Genomic DNA, 14,937 nt, shown 5'->3' with positions numbered 1-14,937 from the left:
CGGGTGGGTGCCGCCTGAGGCGTCCTGCGCGGCCCCGCCGACCGGGTCGTCGTCGGTGACCGTGTAGACGGTGGTGAAGGCGCCCTGGGCGAGCCTGCGGTCAGTAGCGGTCGTCGCGGGGCTGGAGCCGACGACGTGTCCCCGGTCGCGGTCTCCCCCGCCGGGCAGCAGGGTGACGGCGCGTGCCGCGGGCCGGTAGCTGAAGGCCTCGGGCCTGGTGGCGGTGGCGGTGGCGGTCGTCAGCGTTCCTGCCGTAGGGATCCGATCCCGGGAGCGCCTTCAGCGCCCGGATGAACGGCTTGCAGCCCACCGGCGCCCGGCGATCCGTCGGCTTCCCCGAGGCCGCCTGCCCAGGCAGGACGACGGTGAGCGCGGCGGGCACCGCCCCCGCCGGGCTCAATCGGATGCCTCGTCGGGCGTCCGGGCCCGGTCCTAGATGAACCCGAGGGCCGAGGCGCCGCCGAAGCCGCCGAGCAGCAGGAAAACCGGCATGAGGACCTTGAGCTCCACCCAGCTGCCGGCCCGGAAGCGCATCATCTTCGGCGGGCCGATCGGGTACCAGCGCTTGCCGGCGATCGGGAGCGGCCACAGGACCGGGCAGCCGGAGACGGTCAGGGCGTCACCGATGTCGTGGACCAGGGCTCCGAGCAGGATCGGCAGGCCGAGCCAGAGGTACTCCTGCCCCGGCGCGGTGAACAGCCAGCCCGCGCCGTTGCCGGGCTGGTCGAGCACACCGGCCAGGATCCACGCGCTGGTCGCGCCGAGCAGCCAGACGAGGATGTCGCTGGACATCCGGGCGGCCCGCCACAGCAGGCCTTCGACCGCGAGCACCAGGTGGACGAAGAGCAGCGCGAGCACGCCCCAGCGGTCGGCGGTCACGGCGAGCGTGGAGGCACCTGCGCCTATCAGGACGGCCCAGAGCCAGGTGTGCGTCAGGGTGCGGTGGCCCCCGCTGCGGCGGGCGTCCTTCGGCGAGCGCGTGGCCTTGTAGACGGCGTAGGAGATCTTGTCGACCACCTCGCACAGTCCGCGGGAGAGCGGGCCGAACGCGCGCGAGATCGTCGCCGACTTGTGGTCGAGGTCGGGGGCGAGGGCTGCTCCGGCGCAGATCAGCGCCCCGACGACCAGGACCGGCCACGGCATGGGGTGCCCGGCGGCCGCGGTGGCCGCGCCCACCCCCAGCCAGGCGGCTGCCCCGGAGAGTGAATGCGCCGGACCCATCATGGTCGTTCCCCGCCCCGGTGGTGTGCTGGTCGGGCCCGGTCGACTGTTTCATTCGGGCCGCATCGACGGCACAGCGTACCGGCGGTGATCTTCCCTCCGTCGGCCGGTTCCCTGATCCGGGGGGAAGCCAGGCAAGATGGGGGGTGTGACCCTCATTGATCAGCTCCCGCCGAACGCCGACCCCGACGCCCTCTTCGAGGCTTTCTCCTCGTGGGCGGAGGACCAGGGCATCACCCTGTACCCGGCTCAGGAGGAGGCGCTGATCGAGGTCGTCTCCGGGGCGAACGTGATCCTCTCCACCCCGACCGGCTCCGGCAAGAGCCTCGTCGCCGCGGGCGCGCACTTCACCGCCCTGGCCCAGGACAAGGTCACCTTCTACACCGCCCCGATCAAGGCACTGGTGTCGGAGAAGTTCTTCGACCTGTGCAAGCTCTTCGGCACGGAGAACGTCGGCATGCTGACCGGCGACGCCTCGGTGAACGCGGACGCCCCGGTGATCTGCTGCACCGCCGAGGTGCTGGCCTCCATCGCCCTGCGCGACGGCAAGCACGCCGACATCGGCCAGGTCGTGATGGACGAGTTCCACTTCTACGCCGAGCCGGACCGCGGTTGGGCCTGGCAGATCCCGCTGCTGGAGCTGCCGCAGGCGCAGTTCATCCTGATGTCCGCGACCCTCGGCGACATGAAGCGGTTCGAGGAGGACCTGACCCGGCGCACCGGCCGGCCCACCTCGGTGGTCCGGTCCGCGACCCGGCCCGTCCCGCTCTCCTACGAGTACGTCACCACGCCGATCACCGACACGATCACCGAGCTGCTGGAGACCCGGCAGGCCCCCGTATACATCGTGCACTTCACCCAGGCCCAGGCGGTCGAGCGGGCGCAGTCGCTCATGAGCATCAACATGTGCACCCGCGAGGAGAAGGACAAGATCGCCGACCTGATCGGCAACTTCCGCTTCACCACCAAGTTCGGCCAGAACCTGTCCCGCTACGTCCGGCACGGCATCGGCGTGCACCACGCCGGCATGCTGCCCAAGTACCGGCGCCTGGTCGAGAAGCTGGCCCAGGCCGGTCTGCTGAAGGTCATCTGCGGTACCGACACCCTCGGCGTCGGCGTCAACGTCCCGATCCGCACGGTGCTGTTCACCGCGCTCACCAAGTACGACGGCAACCGGGTCCGCACCCTGCGCGCTCGCGAGTTCCACCAGATCGCCGGCCGCGCGGGCCGGGCCGGCTTCGACACGGCGGGCTACGTGGTCGCCCAGGCACCCGAGCACGTCATCGAGAACGAGAAGGCCCTCGCCAAGGCGGGCGACGACCCGAAGAAGCGCCGCAAGGTGGTTCGCAAGAAGGCTCCCGAGGGTTTCGTCGCGTGGTCGGACACCACCTTCGAGAAGCTCATCGCCGCCGATCCGGAGGCGCTGACCTCGCGCTTCAAGGTCACCAACATCATGCTGCTGTCGGTCATCGCCCGGCCGGGCGACGCCTTCCAGGCGATGCGCCACCTCCTGGAGGACAACCACGAGCCGCGCAAGGCCCAGCTGCGGCACATCCGCCGGGCCATCGCGATCTACCGCTCGCTGCTGGACGGCGGTGTCGTCGAGAAGCTCGACACCCCGGACGCGGAGGGCCGCACCATCCGGCTCACCGTCGACCTCCAGCAGGACTTCGCGCTCAATCAGCCGCTCTCCACCTTCGCGCTCGCCTCCTTCGACCTGCTGGACCCGGAGTCCCCTTCCTACGCGCTGGACATGGTGTCCGTCGTGGAGTCCACGCTGGACGACCCGCGCCAGATCCTGGCCGCCCAGCAGAACAAGGAGCGCGGCATCGCGGTCGGCCAGATGAAGGCCGACGGGATCGAGTACGAGGAGCGGATGGAGAGGCTCCAGGACGTCACCTATCCCAAGCCGCTCGAAGAGCTGCTCTTCCACGCCTACGACGTGTACGCCAAGAGCCACCCTTGGGTCCGCGACCACCCCGTCTCCCCGAAGTCGATCATCCGCGACATGTACGAACGCGCGATGACCTTCACCGAGTTCACCTCCTTCTACGAACTGGCCCGCACCGAGGGCATCGTGCTGCGCTACCTGGCCAGCGCGTTCAAGGCGCTGGACCACACCATCCCCGACGACCTCAAGTCCGAGGACCTCCAGGACCTGATCGCCTGGCTCGGCGAGCTGGTCCGCCAGGTGGACTCCAGCCTGCTCGACGAGTGGGAGCAGCTGGCGAACCCGGAGGTGGAGACGGCGGAGCAGGCCCAGGAGAAGGCCGACCAGGTCAAGCCGGTCACCGCGAACGGGCGTGCCTTCCGCGTACTGGTCCGCAACGCGATGTTCCGCCGGGTGGAACTGGCCGCCCTCGACCACGTCAACGTGCTGGGCGAACTGGACGCCGAGTCCGGCTGGGACGCCGACGCCTGGGGCGAGGCGATGGACGGGTACTGGGACGAGTACGACGATCTGGGCACCGGTCCCGACGCACGCGGTCCCAAGCTGCTGCAGATCGAGGAGGACCCGGCGCACGGCCTGTGGCGCGTCCGCCAGACCTTCGCCGACCCCAACGGGGACCATGGCTGGGGCATCAGCGCCGAGGTCGACCTCGCGGCCTCCGACGAGGAGGGCCGGGCTGTCATCCGGGTCACCTCGGTCGGCGAGCTCGGCGCGCTCTGACCGCCACCCGCGTCCCGCCGTCCACACCACCGACAGTGGAGATCCTCTGATGACGAACCCCGCCGAGAGACTGGTCGACCTGCTCGATCTGGAGCAGATCGAGGTCAACATCTTCCGCGGCGCCAGCCCGCAGGAGTCCCTCCAGCGCGTCTTCGGCGGCCAGGTCGCCGGCCAGGCGCTGGTTGCCGCCGGCCGCACCATGGAGAGCGACCGCCCGGTCCACTCGCTGCACGCGTACTTCCTGCGCCCCGGCCTCCCCGGGGTGCCGATCGTGTACCAGGTGGAGCGGGTGCGCGACGGGCGGTCCTTCACCACGCGCCGCGTCACCGCGGTCCAGCAGGGCAAGACGATCTTCAATCTCACCGCCTCCTTCCATCATCCGGAGGAGGGCGGCATCGAGCACCAGCTGCCTCCTCACCACGTTCCTCATCCGGACACGCTCCCGAAGGTCGCGGACGAGATCCGCGAACACCTGGGCGCCCTGCCCGAGGCGCTGGAGCGGATGGCCCGCCGCCAGCCCTTCGACATCCGGTACGTGAACCGGCTCCGCTGGACTCCCGAGGAGCTCAAGGACGCCGATCCCCGCAGCGCGGTGTGGATGCGGGCGGTCGGCCCGCTGGGCGACGACCCGCTCGTGCACACCTGCGCCCTCACCTACGCCAGTGACATGACCCTCCTCGATGCCGTGCGCATCCCCGTGGAACCCCTGTGGGGGATGCGCGGGTTCGACATGGCGAGCCTGGATCACGCCATGTGGTTCCACCGCCCGTTCCGGGCGGACGAGTGGTTCCTGTACGACCAGGAGTCCCCCATCGCGCACGGCGGCCGGGGCCTCGCCCGGGGCCGTATCTACGACCTGGAGGGCAGGCTGCTGGTCTCCGTGGTCCAGGAAGGCCTCTTCCGCCCGTACCCCGCCGGGCCGCCCCGGCCCGCCGGGTCGGCCCCGCCGGCCCCGTAGTCCAGACACCCCCCTGAGTCCCCGCCCTCCACGAGGAACCGAGCACACCCATGCCCACCCCGGCCCTCCCCTGCCCCTGCGGGCTCCCCGCCACCTACCCGGAGTGCTGCGGCCGCTTCCACTCCGGTGCTCAGCAGGCGCCCACCGCCGAGAAGCTGATGCGCTCCCGGTTCAGCGCCTTCGCCGTCGGTGACACCGCCTACCTGCTGCGCTCCTGGCACCCCTCCACCCGGCCGGCCAGGCTCGACCTGGATCCGGGGCAGCGCTGGGAGCGGCTGGAGATCCTCGCCACCGAGCGCGGCGGGATGTTCGAGACGGAGGGTTCGGTGGAGTTCCGGGCGCACTACCGCGAGGGCGGGCACACGGGTTCACTGCACGAGCACAGCGCCTTCTCGCGCGAAGACGGGGCCTGGGTCTACGTCGGCCCCCTGTCCCCCGTCGACTTCGACTGACCGCGGGCCCCGGTCAGCGCGAAGTCCAGGCTGGTGCGGTACCAGTGGATCTCCTCCGGCGGCTCGGCCTTCAGCAACCGCAGGGCCGCGGCCGCGGCCGCCGGGACCTGCGGATGCCCGTACGGCGGGGGCGGGGCGAGGGCGGCCAGTACGACCCGCTCCGCCGGGTCGGGCACGGCCTGCCGCAGCTCTTCCTCCGGGAGTACGGACGCCAGTACGGCGGCGCGCTCCCAGGGGTCGGCGGTCCGTCTCAGCAGCAGCCCGACATGCCGCCCCCGCCACTTCCGCGGACGCAAGTCCGCCTTGGCCGCCATCAGCTCCCGGTCCGCCTCAGGTGCCGTCCCGCGCAGCATCGCCGGCTCCCGCGCCGCGAACTCCCGTAGCTCCGCGGCCAGGTAGAGCCACACCACCGCCCGGTAGCGGTTGACGCGGTAGCCGACCGGCGCGACGTGCCCGCAGCGCGCGAGCCGCGTGAACCGGCTCGGGCCGACTCCCAGCACGCCCGCAGCCGCCTCCGCCCCGGCCACGGTGGCCACCCGTTCGCGCAGCGCGTCCGGCCACTCCGTGCCCGGCCGACCCTCGGCCGACCGGACCCGGTCCAGCTCGGCCAGCGTGTAGCGCGCGGCCCCGCCGGGCGCGGGCGGCCCGGCCGCCCGCACGACCCCCAGCTGAACGGCCCTGGCGAACTCGCCCCGGCTCAGCCCCAGTTCCCCAGCGGCCCGCACGCCGCCCACCAAGGTCTCGGCAGGCGCGTCCACACGGGCATCCTCGCCCCCGTCCCGGTTCCCGTCCGGCCCCGCGACCTGACGCCCACCCAGGCACTCACCCTCACGACCGTCACAAGTCGCCTCCGCCTGCACCTCGGCGGTCACGGCGTCCCGCACCACGGTCGTCCCCATCTGCATCATCACGGCCTCCCCCACGAGCATTGATTACTCTGCGTGAAGACCGTAACTCACTGCGACGAAACCCTGCGAGGCCTGTGGATAACTCAGCCGCCCGTGATGCGCCGCTCCGCGACGCCCAGGTGCTCACCCACCCGGTTGACCAGCAACGTCATCTCGTACGCGACCTGCCCGATGTCCGCCTCGGAGGCGCTCAGCACGCACAGGCAACTGCCCGCGCCCGCCGCCATGACGAAGAGGACCCCTTCGTCGTACTCGACCATCGTCTGCCGGACCTCCCCGGCCCTGAAGTGCCGCCCCGACCCCTTCGCCAGGCTCTGCAGCCCGGCGGCGACGGCCGCCAGGTGCTCCGCGTCCTCCCGCGCCAGCCCCGCACTCGCGCCCGTCACCAGGCCGTCGTTGGACAGCACCACCGCATGCCGCACCTGCTGGACCCTGCGCGTCAGGTCGTCCAGCAGCCAGTCGAGCTGCTTGTCCAGTGCCATTGCGAACCCCTCCCCGTCGACGCGGCCGGCATGGCCGCGCCCCACCCCGCGTAGTCGTGCCGCAAGCCTTCCCCACCAGCCCCTTTCCGGCAAGGAGGATGTCCCCATGGCGAAGAAGATGACTCAAGGGGAATGGCGGGCTTTCGTCTCCCACTCCAGTCGCACCGGGAAGCTCTCCACCGTCCGTGAGGACGGCAGTCCCCATATCGCTCCCATCTGGTTCGTGCTCGACGGCGACTCCTTCGTGTTCAGCACCGGCAAGGACACGGTGAAGGGACGGAACCTGGCCCGTGACGGCCGGGTCGCGCTGTGCGTGGACGACGACCGCCCGCCGTTCTCCTACGTCGTCCTCCAGGGCCGCGCCCAGATCAGCGAGTACGCCGGGAACGAGGACGAAATGCTCGCCTGGGCGACCACGATCGCCGCCCGCTACATGGGCGAGGAGCGCGCGGAGGCCTTCGGCCGCCGTAACGCCGTCGCGACCGAACTCCTCGTCAGGGTCCCCATCAACAAGGTGATCACCGTCGGCGGGGTGGCGGACTGACAGGGGCCGCCCACCGGCGCCCCACCTCCGCGGGCCGGTCCGGTTCACACCGAATCGGCCTGCGGCTCCACCGAGTCCAGCAGCCGGGCGGTATGCACCCGCCCGGCGTACTCGACCAGCCTGATCAGCACTTCCTTCCCCGAGTCCTTGTCCCGCGCGTCACACAGCACCACCGGCGTCCCCTGATCCAGGTCCAGCGCGCGCGACACGTCGTGCGCCCCGTACCGCAGCGCGTCCGTGAAGCAGTTCACGGCGACCACGAACGGGATGCGCCGGTGCTCGAAATAGTCCACCGCCGGGAAGCAGTCCTCCAGCCGACGCGTGTCCGCGAGCACCACCGCGCCCAGCGCCCCCTGCGACAGTTCGTCCCACAGGAACCAGAACCGGTCCTGACCCGGCGTGCCGAAGAGGTACAGGGAGAGCCCGGACCGGATGGTGATCCGGCCGAAGTCCATGGCCACGGTCGTGGTGGTCTTGTGGTCCACCCCACCGGTGTCGTCGACCAGTTCGCCCGCCTCGCTCAGGGTTTCCTCCGTCCGCAGCGGCCTGATCTCGCTCACCGCGCCCACCAGCGTGGTCTTGCCGACCCCGAAGCCGCCCGCCACCAGGATCTTCAGCGAGAGCGCGGCCAGTTCGGTGTCCTCGCCGGGGTCCGCGGCCGGGGCGGTTCCGTTGTCGTGTTGTCCCATCACAGTGCTCGCAATCCCTCGATGACTTCCCGCAGAATCCGCTCGTCCGGCAGCTGTGCGGGCGGTACCGGCCTGCTGACCTTGACGTGCCCGCCCTCCAGCAGGTCGCCGAGGAGCACCCGCACCACCCCCACGGGCAGGTCCGCGTCGGCGGCGAGCTCCGCCACCGACTGCGTCTCGGACCGGCAGAGTCCGAGCAGTGCCCGGTGTTCGGGGCCGAGCAGCGACTCCGCCGCCTCGTCGGTACCCTGCGGATCCACGACGACCAGCGCGATCAGGTCGAAGCGGACCCCGTGGGGTCCGGGTTTCGTCCGCCCGCCGGTCATGGCGTACGGACGGACGAGCGGGCCCGCGTCGGCGTCGTACCACTGGCCGTTCATGTGCCGGACCGCCGCCCTCAGCCGGCGGCCGGCGGCCGCGCCGCGAACCGGGGCGGGGTGTAGAGGTGTTCGCCGACCCGCTTCACCAGCCGGGCCATCTCGTAGGCGATCAGCCCGATGTCCGCGCCGGCACCGCTCAGCACGGCCAGACAGGAGCCGTCCCCGGCGGCCGCGACGAAGAGGAAGCCCTCGTCCATCTCGACCATCGTCTGGCGCACGCCCCCGGCGTGGAAGTGCCGGCCCGCGCCCTTGGCCAGGCTGTGGAAGCCGGAAGCCACGGCAGCCAGGTGCTCCGCGTCCTCCCGGCTCAGCGCACTCGAAGCACCGACCGGCAGCCCGTCGTTGGAGAGGACCACGGTGTGCCGGACCTCCCGGACCCGGACCACCAGGTCGTCCAGCAGCCAGTCCAGTTCGCCGGACCTTCGGACGCCGCCCCGGTCGATCCTCTGGTGTTCGATCATCACAGTTCTCCTTCGCTGCCTGCGTGAGGGGAGTTCTCCTGGGCGCCGCGGACCCAACCGGCCCGGTAGGCCGCCATCCGGTCCCGGGCCTGCTCCGGGCTGCGGCCCGGCGGGTCCTCGGGGAGGCCTGCGTCGGCCGGCGGCTTGGGGGCGGGGGTCTCGCGCAGCTGCGGGACGAGGCTGGCCTGACGTACCCGGCGCGGCAGTTCCGTCACCGAGGCGGCGGGGGCCGCCGGGGGCGGCGACACCTGTGTACGGGTCAGCGCGCCGCCGGGAACGCGCGGCCGCAGCGCCGCCACCGGTGCGGGACGCGGCTCCCCGGCTGCCGGGGTGCGGTCCGGGTCCCGTTCCGGGAGACCGCGGGGGTCCTCCCGTACGACGGTCATGGCGGGTGGCTGCTCCACCCCCGCGGCCCGCTGCGCTCCCTGCGCCGCCGCCCGCTCCGGGGCCCCGTCCGCTGCCGCAACCGAGGCCGCTGCCGGGACCGATGGCTCGGCGGCTCCGGCCGTGATCGCGCTCTGGAGCATGGAGTTCGGCAGCAGCACCACGGCGGTGGTGCCTCCGTAGGGTGACGTGCGCAGGTGCACCTTCACGCCGTGGCGGGCCGAGAGGCGGCTGACCACGAACAGCCCGAGCCGGTCGCTGTCGAAGAGGTCGAGCGCCTCGGACTGCTCGATGCGCCGGTTGGCGTCGCTCAGGGTCTCGCGGCCCATGCCGAGTCCCCGGTCCTCGACCTCCAGTACGTAGCCGGCGCCGACCGGCTCGCCGCTGACCCGGACCTTGGTGTGGGGCGGGGAGAACTGGGCGGCGTTCTCGATGAGTTCGGCCAGCAGATGGGTGAGGTCGGCGACGGCTCCCCCGACCACGGCGGCCTCCGCGAGCTGGCGGACCTCCACCCGCGGGTAGTCCTCGATCTCGGATACGGCCGCCCGTACGACGTTCGTGAGGGGGACCGGCATCCGCCAGGCCCGGCCCGGGGCCGCGCCCGAGAGGATGATCAGACTCTCGGCGTGCCGGCGCATCCGGGTGGTCAGGTGGTCGAGGCGGAAGAGGTCGCCCAGCTCGTTCGGGTCGTCCGCGCGGCGCTCCATCGAGTCGAGGAGCGTCAGCTGCTTGTGCACGAGGACCTGGCTGCGGCGGGCGAGGTTGACGAACACACCGGAGACCCCGCTGGCCAGTTCCGCCCGCTCGACGGCGGCGGTGAGAGCGGCCCGGTGGACGGTGGCGAGTGCCTCGCCGACCTGGGTGATCTCGTCGTCGGCCGGCGGCCCGGACGGGGTCTCGGCTGCGACGTCGATCTCTTGGCCCGCGCGGAGCCGCTCCATCGCGTGCGGGAGCTTGCGGCGGGCGATCTCCAGGGCGGTGTTGCGCAGCGAGACCAGCTCCACGACCAGGACGCGGCCGATGCGCACGGAGATGACCAGCGAGGCCGCGACCGCGGCCAGGCCCAGCAGCACGGCGCCGCCGGCCGGGCTGAGCGCCCCTTCGGCGACCGGGTCGGCCCGGTCGGCGGCCGCGGCGTGTGCGGCTCCCTCGATCTCGCGCATCGAGGCGCTGATGGAGGTGTAGGCCGCCTCCCATCCGGCGGGCACCCCGCGGGCCTCCTTGGCCGTGCCGGCGGCCAGCGCCCGGTCCTCGGCGGCGGTGAGGTCGGCGTAGGCGGAGCTCTTGGCGACGGACTGCCAGGCGTCCTGCTGGGCGGTGGGGAGGTCGTCGGCCGAGGCGGTGGTGAGGGCGCGCCGGGTCTCGATGGCTCCGGTCAGCTGACGAAGCGATTCAGCGGTGCGCTGGCCCGGTACGGCGAGCAGTGCGTCCTCCCGGGAGAGGAGTTCCCCGGCCCGGGCGAATTCGAGCAGGACGCGGGATTCCGGGCCGAGTTCGGCGTCTTCCCCGCCGGTCAGGGCGCCGCCCACGGCGAGGGCCGAATCGACCACGCGGGTGTAGATCTCGTACGCGGCCTCGGGTGTGGCCCGGCGGCCGGTGACGTCCTTGCGGGCCGACCCGAGCGCCTCGGCGTCGGCGACGAAGGCGCCCAGGCGGACAACGATATCGGAGCCGTAGTCGCCGGAGTCGGCGACGGTGTTGCGGTCCCCGAGGCGGAGCCGCGCGACGGCGGTGTCGGTGCGGCGGGCCTGCTGGTCCAGGGCGGCCGGGTCGGCGGCGGGGTCGGCGAGGAGACGGACGGCGGCGCGCCGCTCGGCCTGGAGCTCGGTGACGGCGGCGGTGACGGGGGTGCGTATCTCGGTGTCGGCCTGCTGGACGCGGCTGAGCCGGGCGATGTCCTGGGCGGTGCTGACGGTGGCGAAGGCCCAGAGTGCGAGCAGCGAGACGACCGGAACCATCAGCAGCGAGACGATCTTCGCGCGGACGGTGGCGGGGCGCAGCCGCAGCCGGGGGCCTCGGACGTGGGGGGCGGTGGGGGCGGCCGGGGCGGGCTGGTGGACCACCTGCTCCGCGGGTTCGTCGGCCGGCGGGCCGGCGTGGGCCCGGCGGCCTGTTGGCGTGGCGCGGCCGTCCGCAGGCGCGGGCAGCCGCGGCGCCGCTGCGTCCGGTCTTCTGCGGGGTGTGCGCATGGGCTCCTCGTTCCGGGGCGGTACCGACAGGTGCGGTCGTACGGTCGTGCGGTGCGTCTGCGTCTGCGTCTGCGTCTGCGTACGTGAGTACGCGCGTCCGGCGGCGGGACGGGCGTGTTCAGTGGGCCGCCGCGGCGTGCTCCCCCAGGTGCCGGGCGGAGGCGGACGCGGCCCGCTCGTCGGCGGTCGGGGAGAGGGCGACGAACGCGGCGGTGATGAACAGGTAGGAGCCCAGCCCGACGGCGAGCGGGAAGATGAACTGCATGGCCGTGGCGCCGGGCAGGTCGGTGTCCGAGGGGCTGACGCCGACGGCGACGGCCATCATCCCGGTGTAGTGCATGCTGCTCACGGCGGCGCCCATGACCAGGGAGGCGACGGCCACGGCGACCGGTGACTTGATGTTGAGCGCGGCCCACAGGGCGGCGGTGGCGGCGACCACGGCGATGGCGACGGAGAGTCCGACGGTGAGCAGGTCGTAGGAGACGTCCCCGTGCAGGCGCAGGGCCGCCATGCCCAGGTAGTGCATGCTGGCGACGCCGAGGCCGGTGGTGAGGCCGCCCAGGACGAGCGCCCGGCCGCGCTGCCTGCCGTAGCCGACGGCGAAGACGCCGGCGCCGACGACCAGCATGGCGACGAGCAGACTGAGGATGGTGAGCGGCACGTTGTAGTGGATCTCCGTGCCGGTGACGTCGAAGCCGAGCATCGCCACGAAGTGCATCGTCCAGATGCCGGTGCCGATCGCGGAGGCGGCGGTGAGGAGCCAGTTGCGCCGGGAGGGTCCGGTCGCGGCGAGCGCGCGGACGGTACAGCGCAGCCCGAGGGCTGCGCCGATCGATGCCATCAGGTACGACAGCGCGGGTGTCAGCCAGCCGTAGGCGGCGTGGTCCAGATGTCCCAGGTGTCCCATGGCCACCGGACGCTAGTCCGGGTGAGGGCGCGAACAAGGGGAGCATTTCGAAAGACGCTGGAACTGCTGGAATATGACAGAGCTACGTTCATCTTCGATCACGCCACGTGCCACCTTGCACACGGTCCGCAGGCCTGAACGGGGTGCGGCGGTGCGGGATCATGGGCGCATGAGCGAAGACCACACACACGTGCAGGAGTTCTTCGGAGCGCGCGCCGCCGACTGGGACCGGAAGTTCCCCGGGGACGCGCCCGCCTTCGCGACCGCCGTGGCCGAGTTCGGCCTGCGGCCCGGCGACCGCGTGCTCGACGCGGGCTGCGGCACCGGGCGGGCCCTGGCCCCGCTGCGCGCCGCGGTCGGGCCCACCGGCATCGTCCTCGGCGCGGACCTCACCCCCGGGATGCTGGCCGCGGCGCAGCGGGCCGGGCGGGCCGCGGAGGGCGCCCTGCTGCTCGCGGACGTGGCCCGGCTGCCGCTGCGTGACGGGGCGCTGGACGCGGTGTTCGCGGCCGGCCTCATCGCCCACCTGCCCGACCCGGAGGCGAACCTGCGCGAACTGGCGCGGGTGGTCCGTCCCGGCGGCCGTCTCGCGCTTTTTCACCCGATCGGGCGAGCCGCCCTCGCCGCCCGCCACGGCCGCGAGCTGACCCCGCAGGACCTGCGGGCCCAGTCCAACCTCGGTCCGTTGCTGGCCCGTTCGGGCTGGGAAATGACCTCGTACTCTGACGAGGACGCCCGCTTCCTGGCGCTGGCCGTACGTCACCTGTGACACGTCGAAACATGACACGCATGTACGTCGGCCCCGCGCCCGGAATGCGCGGAGGCCATCGGGATCACGCCGGAGGCTGGGCCTCGGCTCCGGCCGGCCGGCGGGGATGGGGGACGGGGCAGCCGCCTGCACCGGGCACAGGGAAGGTGCCGAGCTCGCCCACGTCGTAGCCTCCCTGGTAGTTCTTGATCTCCGGGTTCTGGCGGGCGTAGTGCGGGGCTCTGCGCGGGGGCAGCAGCCGTACCGCGCGCCCGCGCAGCCGCAGGGCGCCCTGGACCAGCCGCTGGACCGGGGGGCGCGGGCGCTCGTAGCGGAAGGCGCTCAGCAGCGGTTCGTCGAGGAGGGCGAGGCTCGCGCCGCGGACGGCGGGGGCGAGCGGCGCCGGGTACCAGGAGGCCATCAGGTCGAGGGTGGCGTCGGCGACCTTCCGGGCACCTTCGTCCCAGCCGAAATGGGCCACTTCATATGCGTTCAGGGTGGTCTCGAACTCCTCGAAGGAGCCCGGGATGTCCTTGATGCCCAGGTGACGGCCGAGGGTGGCGTAGTAGTTGGCGCAGGCACGGCGCTCGTGGTCGGTCAGCGGACGCCAGCCGTAGGCGTCCAGCCAGCGCGACGGAATCACCACGAAGGTGCACAGGACGTAGCGCATGTCCTCGTTGGTGATGTCGTAGCTGCGGTGCATCTGGTTGACGCGGCGGATCGCGGTGCGCGCGGTGTCGCTGTCGAAGCCGTGCTCCACGACCGCGTCCAGGAGCAGCGCGGTGTCGTCGTAGCGCTTCTGGGTACGGTCCGTGAACTCGGCGGTCTCGGCCAGCAGGCCGCCGATGGAGGGGACGGCGTAGGTCCGGAAGAGGGCGAGTTCCAGGGCGCGGGTGAAGTCCCACGGGAACTCGTAGGTGGCGGTGAGCCGGTAGATGGCGAGGAAATCCTTGTCGGGGTCGAGACGGAGGATCTCCCTCAGCCGGTCGTATCGCTGCACCGGGTGTCCCTTTCTGTGGCGGGTCCCCAACTCTACGTGCAGGCAGCGGCCATGGAAATCGTCGGCCGCAGGCTCTCGACGTGCGGGTTACCCGCTGGTTAAGGTGCGCCGACGAGAGAGCTACCAGGAGGCCAGGTGTCCGACGACGAGGGTGGCGGCTCGCTGTACGTGCTGACCGCCGTGCTGCTGACTCCCGCGCAGTTCCCGAGCATCCTGGGCGACGACTTCCCCGAGGCCTGCTCCCTGCTGGGCGTGGAGCCGGCCGGGGACGGGTACGGGCTGGTGCTCGGCCAGGACGAGGAGGGCGCGCGCTGGACGGTCGTCGTGGACGACGTCTCGCTCGTGGCCACGGCCATCGCCTCCTGGGACTGCGGGATGGAGTACGACCTGTCGCCCGACGAGCGGTCGATCGTGGTCTCGCTGGCCGGCTGGCCGCTGGAGTTGTCGGTGGCCGCGTCGGGGATCCCGGAGCCGCACGATCCGGAGCAGGGAGCGGACGGCACGGGGCGGGTGCCTCTGGCGCCGCCGTCGGCCGATGTGTGGGGTCCGGTGCAGCGGCGGATGGCCGCGGACCAGGTCGCGCGGCAGTGGGCCGACTGGCGTGAGCGCGTGGCGACGGACGGCGGCGCGGCGGCCGCCGCGCATCCCGGGCTGGCCCGGGCGCTGGAGGAGGCCCGGGGGTACACGCTCACCCCGCCGGTGCCCGGGCGGGTGCGGTCCTCCTTCGCGGGTGAGGGGGTCCGAACCCTGCGGGTGGACGGGCCGGGCTGGTCACTGGTGGCGCGTACCGGCGACGCCGCCTTCGTCCTGCTCGACGATGAGCCGAGCGAAGTGCTGTCTGTCCCCCGGGAGGGGGAGCATGATCTGCCGGAACTGCTGGCGGCTCTGGACCGCGTCGCGGTACGCCCGGCCTGACCGCGACCGAAGATTCCGAGGAGAGCTG

15 protein-coding genes are annotated in these 14,937 nt (G+C 72.4%); 6 read left to right on the top strand and 9 right to left on the bottom strand.

Features of this window, described 5'->3' with window-relative positions; all coding sequences use genetic code 11:
- Positions 1 to 432 precede the first annotated feature (432 nt).
- On the bottom strand, positions 433 to 1,224 hold the full coding sequence (locus tag ACFYOB_RS08035) for a metal-dependent hydrolase (protein ID WP_388556104.1): 792 nt from the start codon (positions 1,222 to 1,224) through the stop codon (positions 433 to 435).
- Positions 1,225 to 1,369: 145 nt separating this feature from the next.
- Here ACFYOB_RS08035 and ACFYOB_RS08030 point away from each other — a divergent pair, with 145 nt between their 5' ends.
- The 3 genes from ACFYOB_RS08030 to ACFYOB_RS08020 are packed head-to-tail and all read left to right on the top strand — an operon-like array spanning position 1,370 to position 5,302.
- A complete protein-coding gene (locus tag ACFYOB_RS08030) occupies positions 1,370 to 3,892 on the top strand; it encodes a DEAD/DEAH box helicase (protein ID WP_388556101.1) in 2,523 nt (840 codons plus the stop codon).
- 49 nt (positions 3,893 to 3,941) lie between these two features.
- Complete coding sequence (locus tag ACFYOB_RS08025) at positions 3,942 to 4,850, top strand: acyl-CoA thioesterase (RefSeq protein WP_388556099.1); 909 nt, start codon at positions 3,942 to 3,944, stop codon at positions 4,848 to 4,850.
- Positions 4,851 to 4,900: 50 nt separating this feature from the next.
- Positions 4,901 to 5,302 (top strand): YchJ family protein, encoded by a 402-nt coding sequence (locus tag ACFYOB_RS08020; RefSeq protein ID WP_388556096.1) that lies wholly within the window; start codon positions 4,901 to 4,903, stop codon positions 5,300 to 5,302.
- Here the strand turns inward: ACFYOB_RS08020 and ACFYOB_RS08015 are convergent.
- Positions 5,266 to 6,210, bottom strand: coding sequence for a DUF6397 family protein (locus ACFYOB_RS08015; protein ID WP_388556093.1), 945 nt, complete (start codon positions 6,208 to 6,210; stop codon positions 5,266 to 5,268). The genes ACFYOB_RS08020 and ACFYOB_RS08015 overlap by 37 nt on opposite strands.
- 83 nt (positions 6,211 to 6,293) lie before the next feature.
- Positions 6,294 to 6,692 (bottom strand): roadblock/LC7 domain-containing protein, encoded by a 399-nt coding sequence (locus tag ACFYOB_RS08010; protein ID WP_328924404.1) that lies wholly within the window; start codon positions 6,690 to 6,692, stop codon positions 6,294 to 6,296.
- Positions 6,693 to 6,798: 106 nt separating this feature from the next.
- On the opposite strand from ACFYOB_RS08010, the gene ACFYOB_RS08005 reads away from it, so the two are divergent.
- The gene (locus tag ACFYOB_RS08005) at positions 6,799 to 7,236 is read left to right on the top strand and encodes a PPOX class F420-dependent oxidoreductase (protein WP_388556089.1); all 438 of its coding nucleotides are present in this window, start codon (positions 6,799 to 6,801) and stop codon (positions 7,234 to 7,236) included.
- A 44-nt stretch (positions 7,237 to 7,280) separates the two neighbouring features.
- Here ACFYOB_RS08005 and ACFYOB_RS08000 read toward each other — a convergent pair whose 3' ends face one another.
- The 5 genes from ACFYOB_RS08000 to ACFYOB_RS07980 all read right to left on the bottom strand — a co-directional run bounded on the left by ACFYOB_RS08000 (position 7,281) and on the right by ACFYOB_RS07980 (position 12,237).
- On the bottom strand, positions 7,281 to 7,925 hold the full coding sequence (locus ACFYOB_RS08000; protein WP_388556086.1) for an ATP/GTP-binding protein: 645 nt from the start codon (positions 7,923 to 7,925) through the stop codon (positions 7,281 to 7,283).
- Positions 7,925 to 8,305 (bottom strand): DUF742 domain-containing protein, encoded by a 381-nt coding sequence (locus ACFYOB_RS07995; RefSeq protein ID WP_328924407.1) that lies wholly within the window; start codon positions 8,303 to 8,305, stop codon positions 7,925 to 7,927. Before ACFYOB_RS07995 ends, ACFYOB_RS08000 begins: the two co-directional genes overlap by 1 nt.
- A gap of 17 nt (positions 8,306 to 8,322) precedes the next feature.
- A complete protein-coding gene (locus ACFYOB_RS07990) occupies positions 8,323 to 8,766 on the bottom strand; it encodes a roadblock/LC7 domain-containing protein (RefSeq protein WP_388556082.1) in 444 nt (147 codons plus the stop codon).
- Positions 8,766 to 11,339, bottom strand: a complete 2,574-nt coding sequence (locus ACFYOB_RS07985; RefSeq protein WP_388556079.1) for a nitrate- and nitrite sensing domain-containing protein — start codon at positions 11,337 to 11,339, stop codon at positions 8,766 to 8,768. Before ACFYOB_RS07985 ends, ACFYOB_RS07990 begins: the two co-directional genes overlap by 1 nt.
- 118 nt (positions 11,340 to 11,457) lie before the next feature.
- Entirely contained in the window at positions 11,458 to 12,237 is a 780-nt protein-coding gene (locus ACFYOB_RS07980) for an MHYT domain-containing protein (protein ID WP_388556777.1), read from the bottom strand.
- A gap of 178 nt (positions 12,238 to 12,415) precedes the next feature.
- Here ACFYOB_RS07980 and ACFYOB_RS07975 point away from each other — a divergent pair, with 178 nt between their 5' ends.
- Positions 12,416 to 13,015: a class I SAM-dependent methyltransferase gene (locus ACFYOB_RS07975; RefSeq protein WP_388556075.1), complete on the top strand. Its 600-nt coding sequence runs from the start codon at positions 12,416 to 12,418 to the stop codon at positions 13,013 to 13,015.
- 64 nt (positions 13,016 to 13,079) lie between these two features.
- On the opposite strand, the gene ACFYOB_RS07970 is transcribed toward ACFYOB_RS07975, so the two are convergent.
- A complete protein-coding gene (locus tag ACFYOB_RS07970) occupies positions 13,080 to 13,994 on the bottom strand; it encodes an oxygenase MpaB family protein (RefSeq protein WP_388556072.1) in 915 nt (304 codons plus the stop codon).
- A 135-nt stretch (positions 13,995 to 14,129) separates the two neighbouring features.
- Between ACFYOB_RS07970 and ACFYOB_RS07965 the strand changes: the two genes are divergently transcribed.
- A complete protein-coding gene (locus tag ACFYOB_RS07965; protein ID WP_388556069.1) occupies positions 14,130 to 14,909 on the top strand; it encodes a hypothetical protein in 780 nt (259 codons plus the stop codon).
- Positions 14,910 to 14,937 lie beyond the last annotated feature (28 nt).

It is taken from the genome of Streptomyces sp. NPDC006463, assembly GCF_042870715.1.
GTDB lineage: Bacteria > Actinomycetota > Actinomycetes > Streptomycetales > Streptomycetaceae > Streptomyces.
Note: the sequence above shows the minus strand (reverse complement) of the source record. Positions and strands in the feature narration are given on the sequence as shown.